The following is a 15251-nucleotide window of genomic DNA, read 5'->3' on the forward strand; positions in this document are numbered from 1 at the left end:
GTACCCCGGAAACCCAAAAAGCTACCTCATGCCTGCCGAGGGCATGGTCCTCATGCGGGAAGCGTCATTCAAGCGTGAGGCGCCGTTCAGCTACTTTGTCGCCGTGGCGACGGCTCGCGTGCAGGAGGCGAAAACCCATGCTGCTAAAGAGATCGCCGCCAACGTCCTGCGGCAACTAGAGACGGTGCTCCCGCACGAGGACAGCGCACTGAGCGCGTACTGCACGCTCCAAAATCGACGGCGCGAACAGCGGGACGATTCTCTTATCTACCCGTTCGGCGTGAACGAGAGCCAGTTGCGAGCCGTCGAGCAGGCTTTCGCATCGCAAATCAGCATAATCGAGGGGCCGCCCGGTACCGGCAAGACGCAAACGATATTAAACATCGTCGCCAATATCGTCCTGCGCGGCAAGTGCGTCGCTATCGTGTCGAACAACAATGCGGCGGTAGAGAACGTCTATGAAAAACTCGAGAAGGCAGGTCTCGAGTACCTCGTCGCCAAACTGGGCAATGCCGAAAACCGAGCCGATTTCTTCGCCGAGTTGGCCGCGGTGCCCGTCGAGCCGCCCGAGGCGCCCCCTAGCTCGAGCGCCATTCAATCGGTCCTGCATAAGCTGAAACGCCTTTTGCAGGCGCAGAACGAGGCGGCGCGCTTGCAAGCGGCGATCGACGAACTCACGGTCGAGTACCGGTACTTGCAGCAATGGCAACGAGAAAACGTGAAGAGCACGCCTGTCTCGCTCGAAAAGTACAGGCTCTCGCCGCGTAAAAGCGCGGACTTGATGGCCTACCTAACGTACCTCGCCGAGAATCGGATCAAGCTGAAGGATAGAGTCGATTTGCTCTTGAACTTCGGGATTTTTCGGACCAAACCATTCGGCAATGCGGAGCAGCGAAGATCCGCGATCTATGCGTTGCAGCTAGAGTTCTATGAAAAGGCATTGCGGGAAAAGCGAGCGGCATTGGCGGTTCATGAGCAGGCACTGAAAGAGGGTGATTTCGATGTTTTACTGGACGAACTCCGGCGCGGGTCGATGCTTTATCTGAAGCACTATCTTCATCGGCATATCGCAGGCGACAAAGTGTTCGATTCGCTGAATTACCGCAAAAAGTTCAATGAATTTCTCAAACGTTATCCGGTTATCGGCAGCAGCACGCACTCTATCGTCAACTCGATTCGCACCGGCGCCATGCTGGACTACATCATCGTCGACGAAGCATCGCAGCAAGATATCGTGCCCGGCGTGTTGGCGTTGGGGTGCGCGAGGAATCTGATCATCGTCGGGGATAGGAAACAGCTTCCTCACATTCCGGCAAAGCTAGGTATCGAGCCCCCCGGCGAGTTCTACGACTGCGATAAATACAGTTTGCTCGATTCGTGTGTGAGCCTGTTCGACGGGGCGGTCCCGATGACATTGTTGAAAGAACACTATCGCTGCCACCCGAAGATCATTCAGTTCTGCAATCAGCAATTCTACGGCAATGAATTGATCCCGATGACACGCGATGCCGGTGAACCGGCGTTGAAGCTGCTTGTCACCGCAAAGGGAAATCACGCGCGAGGCAACACAAACCTGCGCGAATTGGACTCGTTGTTGGCGACGCTCGACCGATCGGGCGAGACAGTATGGGACGGCGAGAACAGCAGGGGATTCATCGCGCCGTACAACGCGCAAGTCGCGCTGTCGCGCGAGCACTTGCCGGACGATTTCGTGAACCATACCGTCCACAAGTTTCAGGGGAGAGAGTGCGACGAAATCGTGTTTTCGACAGTACTGGACAAGAAACGCGCGAGCCAGGTCCGCTTGGATTTCGTCGACGATCCGCACTTGGTCAACGTGGCTGTGTCCAGAGCGAAGAACACATTTACGCTGGTGACGGGCGAAGACGTTTTTGCTCGCAACCACGGACATATCGCCGCGTTGGTGCGCTACATGGCGTATTACGCACACGAGCAGCACGTGCTTCGTGCGCCGGTCGTGTCGGCATTCGATCTGCTTTACAAGGAGTACGATCGATCACTCGAACGCCTCAACGCAGGGTTGCGCCCAAGCGACTCTAAATTCAAGTCCGAGCAAATTGCGGCGCAGCTACTGCGTGATGCGCTTTCGATCGAGGCGCATCGGTCGATGACGTACCACGCGCAGGTGCCGCTGATTCAATTGGTCTCGTCCGCCAACGTCGCGCTCACGCCGCGCGAACGCGCATTCATGAAAAACCGCGCGAGCTGCGATTTCGTCGTCTATTTCAAGGTGGGGAAGACGCCGTTGGGCGTAATCGAGGTGGACGGCGGCACCCATGACACCGCGGAGCAAGCCGAGCGCGACGCGCTAAAGAACAGCATCCTAGAAAAAGGGGGTATTGCCTTGCTCCGCTTGCGGACCGTCGAAAGCCATATCGAAGAAAGGATCGCAGCGTTCCTGGGGCAATGGGCAGGCGCGGCGTCGCGCGAGCAGACGATATAGACGCATTGCCGGGCTTGGGCGCGGCCGCACCCGGCAGTAAGGCAGCCGCGCCCGGACACTTATGCCGCCTGTGCCCCTACGCTCGCTTTCGTTCGACCCGTGGTTTGCATCAGAGGCTCTCGCGCAAACACCTCGGCCACCCAATCCGCGAATACGCGCACCTTTCTCGGCAAGTGCCGGTTGCGCGCATACATGATCGAGATCGCTCGCGGTGGCGAGCAGTAGTCTTTGAGAATTTCGATCAGCTCGCCGCGTTCGAGATGCGGCGCCAGCGGATAGACGGCGCTCTTGAGTAACCCGAGCCCATGCAGGCCGCACGAAATATAAGCATCGACATCGTTGACGGCGATCAACCCGCGCATGTCCACGGTCTCGACGACGCCGCCCACTAGATAGTCCCAGCTACGCACACGGCCCGTGTTGCTCGAGACGTAGTTCACGCCGATGTGGTTGTGTAAATCGGCGATCGTTTTCGGCTCGCCGTATTTTTCCAAATAACTCGGCGAGGCGCAGGTGATGCGGCGCATGTTGCCGATACGGCGGGCGACGAGCCCGGAGTCCTCTAGCTCGCCTGTGCGAATCACGCAATCGACTCCTTCTTCCACGATATCGACTTGCCGATCGCTCAGCCCCATTTCGATTTCGATGTCGGGATAGCGTTCGAAGAAGTCGGGCAGGGCGGGGATGATGATCATCTTCGCAATCAGCGCGGGCAGATTCACCTTCAGCCGCCCCTTGGGATTGAGTTTCGCGTGCGTGAGTTCGGCTTCCATCTCGTCCACCTCGGCGAGCACGCGAATGCTGCGCTGATAGTAGGCCTCGCCGTCATCCGTGACGCTGATGCTGCGCGTCGTGCGATTCAGCAAGCGCGCCCCGAGATGCGCTTCCAGCGCCTGCACGGTACGCGAGACCTGCGGCGCCGCCAATTGCAGCGATTCAGCCGCCTTCACGAAGCTGCGAGACTCCACGACGCGCGTAAATACCTTCATTGCAAAGAAGCGGTCCATGACCTACCTCCGTTTCGTATCGTTCTTTTATCCCAACGCAATCGCCATCGATCGGACCGTTGCGCAATGCGCAATGCGTTCCGCACACGCCTGTCGATTGTTATCCCAGCGGCACCAATGAATTCCGGAAAACCGTCTTTATCAGGGAAGACCCTAAGCCTACACTGCATTCACCCGCTGCACACGACTGTGTTCGCAGCCCCTTATAACAGTAGTCGGAGGTTGTCATCATGAATACGCTCATCAAACAACTCGTCGTCGCCGTCGCGCTCGTCGCTCCTGTGGCATCTTCGTTCGCACAATCGAATCAACCGCTGACGCGCGACCAAGTGCGCGCGGATTTGGTGCGTTTGGAACAAGCCGGATACAACCCGCGCGATTGGCAGCATTACCCGGAAAACATTCAAGCCGCGGAGCAACGCGTGAGCGCCGGTCAAGGCGCGGCCGATACGAGCGGCTACGGGCCGAGCACCGAAGGCACGTCGCAAGCGGGACACAGTGCGACGAACGGTGCTGTCAGCACGTACTCGCCGCCGATCTATCAGCACAACTAAGGATCGGTCTTACAGTGGTCAACGCGATTGGGCGATGCGTTTCACACGCATCGCCCAATTTGCGCGGCACCCAACGCAAACGGCCCGGCGCATAGGCGAGCCAGGCAAGGGTAGCCGAATTTCTCCGAGCCGCTGGGTATCCCGGTGGTGTTTGCCCAGGCCACCGCGGCCTGGGCTTTTTTCTACATGCGCGCGTTAGACGAGCGTCAGCGTGACGTCGATGTTGTTGCGGGTCGCATTCGAGTAAGGGCACACTTGGTGCGCTTTTTCGACGAGCGCTTGTGCGTTCGCGCGGTCCATGCCGGGCAGCGAAATCTTCAATTCCACTTCGATGCCGAAACCGTTCGGAATTGCGCCGATGCCGACGCTGCCTTCGATCGAAACGTCTTGCGGCAAAGCAATCTTGTCGCGCGCCGCCACGAACTTCATGGCGCCGATGAAGCAGGCGCTATAGCCGGCCGCGAACAATTGCTCGGGGTTCGCGCCGTCGCCGCCCGCGCCACCCAATTCGCGCGGCGTGGTCAAGCGCAGGTCGAGACCGCTATCGGGAACCACCGCGCGGCCATCGCGGCCGCCCGTGGCACGAGCATGAGCACGGTAGAGAACTTTTTCGATCGACATGGTGCAACTCCTATCAAAATTCGACTGTTGGTGGGTGGGCCGGCCTAGCCGGTTCAGGATAGGCCATTCCTAAAAAACTGCCGGTTGCTGCGAACTGCTTCACTACGGTCATCGTACTTCAAATCTATCTACTAGGAGATAGATATCCGAGTCAACGAAAAGGGCGTCGAATACGCCCTCTCAAAGGTTCTCGCTCCTACGCCGGTCTCGACAACTTGAACGACGCTTCCACTTCCTCCAGGCGGCTCTTACTGCGAAACAATCGGCTGGCGAGCCCGGCGCCCTGCAGCGCCGCGAAAAACGCGCGCGCCGCTTGTTCAGGCGAGGCGCTCGATGCGAGGGTGCCGTTGCGGGCGCCCTCGGCAAAGACCTGAGTCAGCCAACTCTCGTTGGCCCTGAAAAACGCCTGCACCGCCAGACGCACGGGCTCCGGCAACGTTTCGATATCGGCGGCCAGCATGCCGCATAGGCAAATATGGTCGCCGTCGCCGAGCGTGCGGCCGAACATCTTCGCGAATGTCGCCAGCTTTGCCTGCGCCGGCAAGCCGGCGTCGATCGTTTGCACCGCGTCTTGCACTTCCCGCGTATAGACCTGAACGGCTTCGAGCACCAGATCGTCTTTCGATGGAAAGTAGTAATGAATGCTCGAGGTCTTCACGCCGACGAGATCGGATAGGTCGCGATAGCTAAACCCGTTGTAGCCACGCAGCATCATCAGCGTGATGGCGTGATCGAGGATTTGCTCGCGGACTGTCTTCGTCGTTTCCATGAGGTGTACTTTATCTACTAGTAGGTAGAGAGTCAAGCGGTTCGTGCATCTTTCTTCGCGTCAAGCCTCGGGTTGGGTCTCCGGTGCGTGGTGCCGGCGTTTGTCCTCGTACATAGCCGCGTCGGCCTCGCGCAGCATGTCTTCGAGCCGGTCGCCGCGTTCGCAGGTGGCCCAGCCCATCGAAAAGCTCAGCGTCGGGCCCGAGTAGAACTGGTTGTTCAGCTCGATGATCTGGCGAATGCCGTCGGCGACGACCTCGGTTTCGCGCTCGTTCGCGCCCGGCAGCAACACGGCGAACTCGTCTCCCCCGATCCGCGCGGCCTGATAGGGCTTGTGAATCGCCTTGGCGAGCACTTCGCCGGCCCGGCGCAACAACCCGTCGCCGGCGGCGTGGCCGAGTTGGTCGTTGACCGTTTTCAAGTCGTTCAAATCGACGATGATCGCGCTGACGGGGAACGGGCCCTTGCGTTCGAGCCGGTTCAATTCGTCGACGTAGAACGAGCGATTCTTCAGTTTGGTCAGCACATCGTGTTTGCCGAGGTATTCGAGGTACGCTTCGGCCTTTTTGCGAGCTGTGATGTCGGTCAATGCAAGCAGCACGAGATCCCATTCGTGCTCGTGGCCGGGGAAAACCGAAAACTGCAAGTGCAAATGCACTTCGCTGCCGTCGAGCGAGTAGTTCAAGACTTCGCGCTGCTGGAAGAGGCGTCCCTCCCAAAGATCGATCAATTGCTCGCGAAAGTGAGGCCGCATGTCGTCGCGAAAGACCTCGGGCAAGCGGCCGAGCAGCGCGGCCTTATCGTCTGCCTTGAACAAGTCGATGGTGTAGCGGTTTACGTCGAGCACGACGATTTCTTCCATGCAGCGTTCGACGAACTCGGGGTGCACGTCCGTGAACGTGCGGAAATCGGTGATGCCTTGCTCGCGCACTTCGTCGATGAGCGCCTTGATGCGGCGAAAATCCTCGATCCACAACGACACCGGCGCGTGCTCGAAGAGCCCTTGCGCATATCGATGACTGGACAAGGCGCGCCGGCGCGCGTCTTCGAGATCGGTGATGTCGTCGATCGCGACCAGCACGCGGTCCCACGTCGTTTCATGCCCCGGCATGATCACGCCCTTGAGCATGATGTCCAAACGGCGGCCGTCGAGCCGGTAGTTCACGCTCTTGCTCTCGAACGAGAGACTGCCCGACCACATCTGTTCGAGCTCTTCGATATGCGCTTCGAGCATGTCGTCGCGCAGGACGTCGGCCAGGCGCGCCGACAGTTCTTCGAAGTCGCGCGCACCGTACAGATCGAGCGTGCGGCGGTTGACCCGGAGTACGCGGATACAGGCGGAACACTGCGCAACGCGCCGTGTGTCGGCTTGTAAAAACGCGCGCAGGTCGTTCACGCCATCGTTGCGCCACGTATCGAATAACGCGCGCAAGCGGCTGTAGTCCTCGAGCCACAGCGAGGTGGGCGTGAGATCGAACAGGTCGAGCGGGGCAACGCTCGAGGCGTCGAGGGCGGCTGCTTCGTTCAATGGGGCTGGTTTCATAGCGGGCTGATCGGCGATATGCGTCTGCGATGCGGTGATGCCGGAGGGGAGTTTACGCTTCGATTAACGGCCGCGCGCCGTCGAAACTGAAGCATCGATCGATGCGGCAAAACGGCGCGGCTGCCGCACTCGGCTAGCGCGGTTCATGCATGCACAGTTTGCCCGAGGCGGCCTCGAGCATCGTCGTCACTTGATCGAGCGAGGGCGCGACGTATTCGTCGATGCGCCGCATGTAGGGCGTCGTCAACGACGCGATCGCATGACCGGCCGGGCCGAGGATCGGGAAGGTAACGTCGGTCACGCCAAACGTCTGCGCGCTGTCCTTGCGCAAATGACCGCGCGTGCGAATGGAGGTCAACGTCGCGGCGAGCGCGCGTTCGTCGAGCGCGATTTCGCCCTTGACCTTCGTGTGTTCCGCGAGCATATGCGCACGCTCGGCCTCGCTTTGGAAGGCGAGCATGACCTGGCCCGACGCCGTATCGATCAATCCCACGTGCGAGCCGAGGCGAATCGACAGCCCCCACGTTCCGGGGCCGTCGACTTGCGCAATGACGAGCAAGTTGCCGCGGTCGTACACAGTCAGGTGGCACGACTGCTCGGCTTCGTCCGCAAACGCCTGCATGACGGGCAGCGCCGCCGCAATGAAGCGGTTCATCGGGGGATGGCGGTGCGCCAGCGCGAACAGCTTCAAGCTCAGCGAATAGCGGTCGCCGCCCGCCGATCGCACGACGTATTGCCGCGCCACGAGCCGCTCGAGCATGCGGTAGATCTCGCTCGCGTTGCGGCCCAGCGCTTTCATGATCTCGGCTCGCGTCAGCCCGTCCTTTTGTTCGGACAACAGCTCGAGGATGTCGAGCCCTTTGTCGAGCGCCGGAGCACGGTAACGGTCCGCTTCATCGAGCGCTGCGTCGATGGCGGTGTCGGCCGATTGAGGAGATTTCGCGGATTTCACTGGGGCTCAGCCTCGTAGCATGGGGTACTTAAGGGAAAACACGGGCGAACGCCATGCTTGACGGTCATATGTCCGTATATGAATAATAAGTTCATCCATGAACGAGTGCATCCAGGATATTTCTCGCCGATGCACCGGCAGGACGAGCGGAGCGAAGCCCACGGGGCACCTGCTCAGCCAAAAGCAGCAGCATAACCAAGCCGCCTCGGAGACGACGAAAAGATCGGGCCGCATCGGCCCGTCCCGTTGCGTCTTGCCGGCGCAATACAGCTAAGCATGGAGATCGAAGCCGCGCGAAAGCGCCATTCGGACCAGGAGACGACTATCACACCGAGCATCGAACCGGTTCGCGCCGGGCATTGGGCAGTTCGTTCAATCCATTTCGTATCGAAGCGCTTGCGCGCGTCGCCGGCAGTCAGGAGTGACGCTCGATGACGCTCGATCCGCGACTCCTGCTGCTTTCGCCCGAGGACAATTGCCTCATCGCCGCGACGACGCTTGCCGCCGGCACCGCGCTCGAGGTGGAGGGCGAAACGGTCGTATTGGCCGGCGCGATCGCGCTGGGGCACAAGCTCGCGCGGCGCGCATTGCGGGCCGGCGAAAAGGTCCTGCGCTACGGCGCGCCGATCGGCCACGTGACATGCGCGGTCGACAAAGGCGAGCACCTGCATACGCACAATCTGGAAAGCGACTATCTGCCGACGTACACGCTCGATGCGGGCCATACCTACGTCAAGCGCGACAAACCTTGAGAGCCCCTCGATCTATCCACCGACACGTTCATGCACGACATTCACTCCGATAGCGCACCGCTGCTTGGATACCCGCGCCGCGATGGGCGCAAAGGCATCCGCAACGTCGTTGCCGTCGCGTATCTCGTCGAGTGCGCCCATCACGTCGCGAGCGCGATCGTCTCGCAGTTCGCGCCGCGTCTCGCCGATTTCGATGACGAAGCCGGTGTGGCGGACGACGTGTTCGAGCAGCGCAACGCCCACGATACGCCGCCCGAGGTGCACCTGATCGGATTTCCCGGCTGTTATCCGAACGCTTATGCGCAAAAGATGCTCGCGCGTATCGCGACGCATCCGAACGTGGGCGCCGTGCTCCTCGTGTCGCTCGGATGCGAGAGCATGAACAAGCTTCAACTGGCCGAGATCGTGCGCGAGAGCGGCCGGCCGGTCGAGGTGCTGACGATTCAGGAGCGTGGCGGGACGCGTGCGACGATCGCGCGCGGCGTCGACTGGGTACGCGCGGCGCGGGCCGAGCTCGCGCGGATGCGCCCCGTCCCGATGCGGCTCGACGAACTGATCGTCGGCACCGTCTGCGGCGGGTCCGATAGCACGAGCGGGATTACGGCCAACCCTGCCGTCGGGCGTGCGTTCGACGCCATGATCGAGCGCGGCGCGGCGTGCGTCTTCGAGGAAACCGGCGAACTCGTGGGTTGCGAGCATCATATGAAGACGCGGGCGGCACGGCCGGGATTGGGTGAGGCGATCGTCGCCTGCGTCGAAAAAGCGGCGCGCTACTACACGATCATGGGCCATGGGAGTTTTGCCGTGGGCAATGCCGACGGCGGGCTCACGACGCAGGAGGAGAAGTCGCTCGGCGCCTATGCCAAAAGCGGTGCGTCGCCCATCGTGGGCATCGTCAAACCGGGAGACATACCGCCGACCGCGGGCTTGTACTTGCTCGATGTCGTCCCCGACGGCGAGCCGCGCTTCGGTTTCCCGAATATCAGCGACAACGCGGAGATCGGCGAACTCATCGCGTGCGGCTGCCACCTCATCCTATTCACGACCGGGCGCGGCTCGGTGGTCGGATCGGCGGTCTCGCCGGTCCTCAAGATTTGCGCGAATCCGGCGACCTACCGCAACTTGTCGGGCGACATGGACGTGGATGCGGGGCGAATCTTGGAAGGACGGGCATCGCTCGACGAAGTCGGCCGCGAAATTTTCCATCTCACGCTCGCGTTGGGGCGCGGCGCGCGGTCCAAGTCGGAAATGCTCGGCCATCAGGAGTTCATATTGACTTACAAGGCGTTCGATCCGATCGGCCCCGATTGCTTGCCGATCGTACCGGCCACGACCGCGCGGGTGAGCGCATGAGCGCGGGCGCGGCGGTACAAGTGGGGCAGCGGCGCCGTATCGGGCGGACCTCGCTCGAGGCGACGGCGCTCGGGCTCGGCACCGCGGGCTTGGGCGGTTTGTACCGCGACGTCTCCGAGGCCGACGCCCGCGCGACGCTCGAGGCGGCCTGGGACGCCGGCGTCCGGTTTTTCGATACGGCGCCTTACTACGGCTATACGAAGAGCGAGCATGTTGTCGGCGCGGCGCTGCGGGAACGCGCGCGCGAGAGCTACGTGTTGTCGACCAAAGCAGGCCGGCTCATGCGGCCCGATCGCGGCGAAAGCGCCCGCGCGCCGCGCGACGGCTGGGCGCATCCGTTGCCGTTTTCGCCCGAATACGACTACTCGTACGACGGCATCATGCGTTCGTTCGACGATAGTCTGCAGCGGCTAGGCGTGGCGCGCATCGATATCTTGCTCGTACACGATATCGGCATAGCGACCCATGGCGAGCGCAACAGCCACTACTGGCGGCAACTGAGCGAGGGCGGTTTCAAGGCGCTCGATGCGCTGCGTGCGTCGGGGGCCGTGCAAGCTGTCGGGCTCGGCGTGAACGAAGAGGCCGCCATACTCGACGCGATGCGCGAATTCGACATCGATTGCGCGCTGCTCGCGGGGCGCTATACGCTGCTCGAGCAAAACACGCTCGATGTATTGCTGCCCGAGTGCGAGCGTCGCGGCGTCTCGCTTCTGGTGGGCGGCGCGTTTAATTCAGGCATTCTCGCCCGCGGCGTGCGGCATTTGCGCGAGTCGCCGGGCGCGGAATCGAGCGCGCTCAAGTTCAATTACGGCGAGGCGCCGGCTGCCGTGGTCGAACGCGTCGCACGGATCGAGGCCGTCTGTGACGCCCACGGCGTGGCGCTGCCGAGCGCGGCTCTGCGATTTCCGTATGCGCACTCCGCAGTGGCGAGCGTATTGACGGGCGCAAGCAGCGCGCGCGAGTTCGAGCAAAACGCCGCCGCTTTCACGGCTTCGATTCCGGTCGGCCTGTGGCGCTCGCTGCGCGAGGAAGGCTTGTTGGATCCGCGCGCGCCGACGCCGGGCGCGTAACCGGGCTCAGGATCGACCCACATCGGCATTTTTTGGCTTACGGTATTCGAAGGTTGTTCTTTTCATGGAGCCCCGCACGCAATGACCGCCACCGCCACGAACTTTCCCGAGCCGCCGAGCTCGCGCCTGCTGGGCAAGACGGCGCTCGTCACCGCCAGTGCCCAAGGCATCGGCCGCGCCTGCGCCGAACGATTGGCGCAGGAGGGCGCGCGCGTAATCGCGACCGACGTGCGCCCCGAGTTGCTCGCCGATGCACCGTTCGAATCGCGCCGGCTCGATGTACGCGATGCAGCCGCGATTGCCGCGTTGGCCGAGGCCGTCGGTCCCATCGACATCCTCGTCAATTGCGCGGGTTTCGTTCACGCGGGCAGTATCCTCGAATGCGAGGAGGCCGATTGGGATTTTTCGTTCGATCTGAACGTCAAGTCGATGTATCGGACAATACGGACGTTTCTGCCCGCGATGCTGGAGCGGGGCGCGGGCTCGATCGTCAATCTGGCGTCGGCGGCCTCGAGCGTCAAAGGGGTGCCGAACCGCTTCGTCTACGGTACGACGAAGGCGGCCGTTATCGGTCTCACGAAATCCGTGGCCGCCGATTTCGTGACGCGCGGCATACGGTGCAATGCGATCTGTCCGGGCACCGTGGCTTCGCCCTCGCTCGCGGCGCGCATCGAGGAACAAGCGAGGGCGCAGGGCAAAACGGTGGCCGAGGTCGAGGCGGCGTTCGTCGCCCGCCAGCCGATGGGGCGCATCGGCCGGCCCGAGGAAATTGCCGCGCTCGCCGCCTACCTCGCATCGGACGAGGCGGGCTTCACGACGGGGCAGATTCATCTGATCGACGGCGGGTGGTCGAACTGAGTCATGGAGCGCCGGCAATGGCCGGTGCTTCGATTAGCTATCTTTGGAACTGAGCGATAAAGCATGAAACTTCTTCGATACGGCCCCAAGGGCCAGGAAAAGCCCGGGTTGCTCGACGCCGACGGCGTGATCCGCGATCTCTCGGCCGTCGTCGACGACATCGCGGGCGACGTGCTGGGCGAGGCGGGTCTTGCCCGGCTACGCGGGCTCGACACGTCCGCGCTGCCGCGCGTGCCCCAGGGCGTGCGGCTCGGTGCCTGCGTGGGGCGCGTCGGCAAGATGGTCTGTATCGGCTTGAACTACGCGGACCATGCGGCCGAATCGAATTTGCCGGTACCGACGGAGCCCGTCGTCTTCAATAAATGGACGAGTGCGATCGTCGGCCCGAACGACGATATCGAAATCCCGCGCGGTTCGACGAAGACGGACTGGGAGGTCGAACTCGGCGTCGTCATCGGCAAAGCCTGTAAGTACGTGGATGCGGCCGATGCGCTCGATTACGTCGCGGGCTATTGCGTCGTCAACGATATTTCAGAGCGCGAGTGGCAAATCGAGCGCGGCGGGCAGTGGGACAAGGGCAAGGGCTTCGATACGTTCGGCCCGATCGGTCCGTGGCTCGTCACGCGCGACGAGGTGAGCGACCCGCAGCAGCTCGACTTATGGCTCGAGGTGGACGGCCACCGCTATCAGAACGGCAATACGCGGACGATGATTTTCGGCGTCGCGCAGGTTGTCGCCTACCTGAGCCGCTGCATGAGTTTGCAACCGGGCGACGTCATCTCCACGGGTACGCCGCCGGGCGTCGGCCTCGGCATCAAACCGGCACCGGTCTATTTGAAGGCGGGGCAGACGATGCGCCTAGGCATCGCCGGTCTCGGCGAACAACTGCAACGGACGGTGCAGGCCGAGTAGGTCGACAAGACGCGCGCCAGCGCGCTCACATCCCCTGTTCGTCGGCGAATAGGCTGTGCTCGGGGACGGCAGCCTCCTCGTCGATGCATTGAACATGCCAATGGCCGCGCGCCTTGTCGCTGCACAAGCGCGCGCTGCCCGCTTCGCCCTCGAACGGGCCGTCCTCGCCGCCGAGTTCGAGCCCGTCCAGTTCGCACAGCGGCGCTCCGTCATGCGGACCGCACAGCAGCGTCACGCTGGGGTGCGTGTGGACGACGCCCCATGCGGGAAGTTCTAGCCCGAAATGGCTTTCTCTCGACCAGCGTTGTGCGTCGCGATCGATCCAAACGATCGCGTAGGCGCAGGGATTCGTTTCCTCGAACGTGCTGAGATGGATCGTGATGCGCATCGTAGTGTCCTCGCTCTTGCACTGCGTATCAGGCCGGTTGAATCGAAATTGCAGTGTTTACTGACTCAGCACCCATTGCACGAGGGTATGCGCATCATCGGCCGAAAGCGGGCCGCCGCGCTCCGCCGGCAGCGGCATCGCCATGTCGCCCCAATGCGCTTTGCCGCCATGTCTGAGCTTCGCCTCGAGCATCGCGCTCGCGTGCGGCCGGTCGCGGTACCGGTCCGCGATTTGGCGGAACGACGGCGCGAGAAACGGCTTGTCGACCGTATGGCAGAACATGCAATGCTGTTGATCGATGAGCGCGGTAGGTTCGGGCGGTTGAGCAAGCGCGCCGCTCGCGGCTGCCGCGCAACCCGCGCATACGGCCACGCCCGCTACCACCGTGCGTAAATACGCCTTCATTGCTCCACTCTCCGCGTGCATCGCTTTAAAAACAGTCTAGGAGCACGGCGCGCGGACCGGGTTGACCCAAGTCAAGCCGCGCCGGCCGCCGCATCGACTATCCTGAACTCGACGGCGGCTTCGCAACCGGGCCGCGTTCTTCGAGGTGACAGACATGCAGATCAGCTTTCCGCAAGAGCCGGCCGAATATTGCGGCCGGGATCTCGTGCTCGCGTTCCCGGCGATCGTCGACGACGAACGCGTGCAATGCGCGATCACTGCCGAGGCGCTCGAGGATCACTTCGGCGCCGCGTCGCTGCGCGAACAAGACCTCCTGACCGCATTCGATCGGCATCGTCGCGAAATCGAACGGGCCGCGCGCGAGCTTTTGGCGGAAATCGGCAAGAAGCCCGTGCTGCTGCATAGCGGCTATTTCCGGTTCTACAACGCGTAAGGCGCGACGGCGCCAGCACGGGGGCGAGGCACCGCCGGTCTTCGAAAAGCGCGGCGCGGACGCTTTAGGAAACAACGTCAGTCAGCGCGCGCCGAGGCGCATGGCCGATGCGCGGGCCGCGCCCGAGCCGCAGCAGCAACTGCGGGGCGCCGTCGATATTTATGGTGGCGCGCAACCGTTCGCGCATCGTTTCCAGTTCGATCGGCTGGTTCAGATACGACGCGGTCAACCCTTGCGTCACGGCCGTGAGAAGGAGCCGCTCGAGCGCTTGGCCGGCGCTGAGCCAGGCCGGCGCGTCATCAAAGCCCGTGGCGATGCAGGCGATCAACGGCGAGCCGGTGGCAAGCGCCTGATGCGCGGCCGCCACGCCGCCGCCGATATCGAACGTGCGAATCGCGAGCGAGACGAGCGGCGACGCGAAGTCGAGCAGGGTGCTGATGCCGCCGGCATAGGCAGGCATGCCGTCGTCGCGGCGGCTGGAGTGGATCCATCCCGCGAGTTCGCGGCGAAAGCGCGGATCGTCGAATTGCCGGCGATCGGCTTCGGCGATCCATTCGGCGAGTCGCATGCGGGCCTCGTGCGTATGGACGCAGGCGAGCTCGGCGCCCTCGGCCTGCACCGCCTCGATGAGCCGTTCGCGGATCTCCGGCGCGATCGGTTCATCCGAAAACGGCAGACGCGTCGTTACGCGCGCCGTGATTGCATCGAACAGGGCCGTGAGGCCCGTGTCGACATGCCCGCCCGGAACAAGCTTGAGCGTGGCGAGCGTGTCGGGATCGGCCCGAGACGGAAACAGCGTGATCGCATAGGCGAGGCCGAAGCGGCTCAGAGCGACGCGTAGATTGAACAGCGCCGCGCCGCAACTAATAATGAGCTCCCGGTCGTACGGGTCGGCCACGGGCAGTGCGCGCAGCCGGTCCGCGTTCAGCGTGACGGTTTCGCCGTCGACGATGAAACGCCACGGCTGAGTGTTATGGCTCGACGGCGCCAGTACGGCATAACGCAGGGCGAAGCGCAGCGTCTCGGCCGGGGTGGCGTTCGCGGCGAGCTCGCTCGCATCCACGGACCAAGCGTCGTGAGTCTGGGTATCCATCGCAATGTCTCCTCGAGGAATGCGGGTCGTGGGTGCCGCGGCGATGGCACCGCACCGGTCACGATCGATGGTGACGCG

At 62.6% G+C, this 15251-nt stretch carries 16 protein-coding genes; 8 read left to right on the forward strand and 8 right to left on the reverse strand.

Annotated features, from left to right (window positions below; all coding sequences use genetic code 11):
* The first annotated feature begins 28 nt into the window (after positions 1-28).
* Positions 29-2464 carry an AAA domain-containing protein gene (locus tag DXT59_RS25470; RefSeq protein WP_240324670.1) on the forward strand — a complete coding sequence of 812 codons (2436 nt, stop codon included), beginning with the start codon at positions 29-31 and terminating at the stop codon, positions 2462-2464.
* A gap of 59 nt (positions 2465-2523) precedes the next feature.
* On the opposite strand, the gene DXT59_RS25475 is transcribed toward DXT59_RS25470, so the two are convergent.
* A complete protein-coding gene (locus DXT59_RS25475) occupies positions 2524-3471 on the reverse strand; it encodes a LysR family transcriptional regulator (RefSeq protein ID WP_116140439.1) in 948 nt (315 codons plus the stop codon).
* A gap of 230 nt (positions 3472-3701) precedes the next feature.
* On the opposite strand from DXT59_RS25475, the gene DXT59_RS25480 reads away from it, so the two are divergent.
* Positions 3702-4025, forward strand: coding sequence for a DUF4148 domain-containing protein (locus DXT59_RS25480; RefSeq protein ID WP_116140441.1), 324 nt, complete (start codon positions 3702-3704; stop codon positions 4023-4025).
* 195 nt (positions 4026-4220) lie between these two features.
* Here the strand turns inward: DXT59_RS25480 and DXT59_RS25485 are convergent, their stop codons facing one another.
* The 4 genes from DXT59_RS25485 to DXT59_RS25500 form a co-directional block, all read right to left on the reverse strand.
* Entirely contained in the window at positions 4221-4646 is a 426-nt protein-coding gene (locus DXT59_RS25485) for an organic hydroperoxide resistance protein (RefSeq protein ID WP_116140443.1), read from the reverse strand.
* 196 nt (positions 4647-4842) lie between these two features.
* On the reverse strand, positions 4843-5415 hold the full coding sequence (locus DXT59_RS25490; protein WP_116140445.1) for a TetR/AcrR family transcriptional regulator: 573 nt from the start codon (positions 5413-5415) through the stop codon (positions 4843-4845).
* 60 nt (positions 5416-5475) lie between these two features.
* Entirely contained in the window at positions 5476-6957 is a 1482-nt protein-coding gene (locus DXT59_RS25495; protein ID WP_116140447.1) for a sensor domain-containing diguanylate cyclase, read from the reverse strand.
* Between the two features lie 133 nt (positions 6958-7090).
* The gene (locus DXT59_RS25500) at positions 7091-7909 is read right to left on the reverse strand and encodes an IclR family transcriptional regulator (RefSeq protein ID WP_116140449.1); all 819 of its coding nucleotides are present in this window, start codon (positions 7907-7909) and stop codon (positions 7091-7093) included.
* 431 nt (positions 7910-8340) lie between these two features.
* Here DXT59_RS25500 and DXT59_RS25505 point away from each other — a divergent pair, with 431 nt between their 5' ends.
* The 5 genes from DXT59_RS25505 (at position 8341) to DXT59_RS25525 (ending at position 12854) form a co-directional block, all read left to right on the forward strand.
* Positions 8341-8661 (forward strand): UxaA family hydrolase, encoded by a 321-nt coding sequence (locus tag DXT59_RS25505; protein ID WP_116140451.1) that lies wholly within the window; start codon positions 8341-8343, stop codon positions 8659-8661.
* A gap of 30 nt (positions 8662-8691) precedes the next feature.
* Entirely contained in the window at positions 8692-10014 is a 1323-nt protein-coding gene (locus DXT59_RS25510) for a UxaA family hydrolase (RefSeq protein WP_116140453.1), read from the forward strand.
* Positions 10011-11084, forward strand: a complete 1074-nt coding sequence (locus DXT59_RS25515) for an aldo/keto reductase (protein WP_116140758.1) — start codon at positions 10011-10013, stop codon at positions 11082-11084. The genes DXT59_RS25510 and DXT59_RS25515 overlap by 4 nt, the downstream gene beginning before the upstream one ends.
* A gap of 81 nt (positions 11085-11165) precedes the next feature.
* Positions 11166-11942: an SDR family oxidoreductase gene (locus tag DXT59_RS25520; protein ID WP_116140455.1), complete on the forward strand. Its 777-nt coding sequence runs from the start codon at positions 11166-11168 to the stop codon at positions 11940-11942.
* A 63-nt stretch (positions 11943-12005) separates the two neighbouring features.
* On the forward strand, positions 12006-12854 hold the full coding sequence (locus DXT59_RS25525; protein ID WP_116140457.1) for an ureidoglycolate lyase: 849 nt from the start codon (positions 12006-12008) through the stop codon (positions 12852-12854).
* Between the two features lie 25 nt (positions 12855-12879).
* On the opposite strand, the gene DXT59_RS25530 is transcribed toward DXT59_RS25525, so the two are convergent.
* Positions 12880-13242, reverse strand: a complete 363-nt coding sequence (locus DXT59_RS25530; RefSeq protein WP_116140459.1) for a DUF3564 family protein — start codon at positions 13240-13242, stop codon at positions 12880-12882.
* A 57-nt stretch (positions 13243-13299) separates the two neighbouring features.
* The gene (locus DXT59_RS25535; RefSeq protein WP_116140461.1) at positions 13300-13647 is read right to left on the reverse strand and encodes a c-type cytochrome; all 348 of its coding nucleotides are present in this window, start codon (positions 13645-13647) and stop codon (positions 13300-13302) included.
* Between the two features lie 154 nt (positions 13648-13801).
* Between DXT59_RS25535 and DXT59_RS25540 the strand changes: the two genes are divergently transcribed.
* Complete coding sequence (locus DXT59_RS25540; protein ID WP_162878241.1) at positions 13802-14080, forward strand: DUF1488 family protein; 279 nt, start codon at positions 13802-13804, stop codon at positions 14078-14080.
* Between the two features lie 64 nt (positions 14081-14144).
* On the opposite strand, the gene DXT59_RS25545 is transcribed toward DXT59_RS25540, so the two are convergent.
* Positions 14145-15173, reverse strand: a complete 1029-nt coding sequence (locus tag DXT59_RS25545; RefSeq protein WP_116140465.1) for an Acg family FMN-binding oxidoreductase — start codon at positions 15171-15173, stop codon at positions 14145-14147.
* Positions 15174-15251 lie beyond the last annotated feature (78 nt).

The sequence above is a fragment of the Trinickia diaoshuihuensis genome (genome assembly GCF_003390925.1).
In the GTDB taxonomy this organism is placed as follows: Bacteria; Pseudomonadota; Gammaproteobacteria; order Burkholderiales; family Burkholderiaceae; genus Trinickia; species Trinickia diaoshuihuensis.

What these genes read in the sequence shown, in the direction of transcription:
- DXT59_RS25490 (WP_116140445.1), bottom strand. Translation starts at nt 5,415, where the DNA reads ATGGAAACGACGAAGACAGTCCGCGAGCAAATCCTCGATCACGCCATC.
- DXT59_RS25535 (WP_116140461.1), bottom strand. Translation starts at nt 13,647, where the DNA reads ATGAAGGCGTATTTACGCACGGTGGTAGCGGGCGTGGCCGTATGCGCG.
- DXT59_RS25525 (WP_116140457.1), top strand. Translation starts at nt 12,006, where the DNA reads ATGAAACTTCTTCGATACGGCCCCAAGGGCCAGGAAAAGCCCGGGTTG.
- DXT59_RS25530 (WP_116140459.1), bottom strand. Translation starts at nt 13,242, where the DNA reads ATGCGCATCACGATCCATCTCAGCACGTTCGAGGAAACGAATCCCTGC.
- DXT59_RS25470 (WP_240324670.1), top strand. Translation starts at nt 29, where the DNA reads ATGCCTGCCGAGGGCATGGTCCTCATGCGGGAAGCGTCATTCAAGCGT.
- DXT59_RS25495 (WP_116140447.1), bottom strand. Translation starts at nt 6,957, where the DNA reads ATGAAACCAGCCCCATTGAACGAAGCAGCCGCCCTCGACGCCTCGAGC.
- DXT59_RS25475 (WP_116140439.1), bottom strand. Translation starts at nt 3,471, where the DNA reads ATGGACCGCTTCTTTGCAATGAAGGTATTTACGCGCGTCGTGGAGTCT.
- DXT59_RS25540 (WP_162878241.1), top strand. Translation starts at nt 13,802, where the DNA reads ATGCAGATCAGCTTTCCGCAAGAGCCGGCCGAATATTGCGGCCGGGAT.
- DXT59_RS25510 (WP_116140453.1), top strand. Translation starts at nt 8,692, where the DNA reads ATGCACGACATTCACTCCGATAGCGCACCGCTGCTTGGATACCCGCGC.
- DXT59_RS25520 (WP_116140455.1), top strand. Translation starts at nt 11,166, where the DNA reads ATGACCGCCACCGCCACGAACTTTCCCGAGCCGCCGAGCTCGCGCCTG.
- DXT59_RS25515 (WP_116140758.1), top strand. Translation starts at nt 10,011, where the DNA reads ATGAGCGCGGGCGCGGCGGTACAAGTGGGGCAGCGGCGCCGTATCGGG.
- DXT59_RS25545 (WP_116140465.1), bottom strand. Translation starts at nt 15,173, where the DNA reads ATGGATACCCAGACTCACGACGCTTGGTCCGTGGATGCGAGCGAGCTC.
- DXT59_RS25505 (WP_116140451.1), top strand. Translation starts at nt 8,341, where the DNA reads ATGACGCTCGATCCGCGACTCCTGCTGCTTTCGCCCGAGGACAATTGC.
- DXT59_RS25480 (WP_116140441.1), top strand. Translation starts at nt 3,702, where the DNA reads ATGAATACGCTCATCAAACAACTCGTCGTCGCCGTCGCGCTCGTCGCT.
- DXT59_RS25485 (WP_116140443.1), bottom strand. Translation starts at nt 4,646, where the DNA reads ATGTCGATCGAAAAAGTTCTCTACCGTGCTCATGCTCGTGCCACGGGC.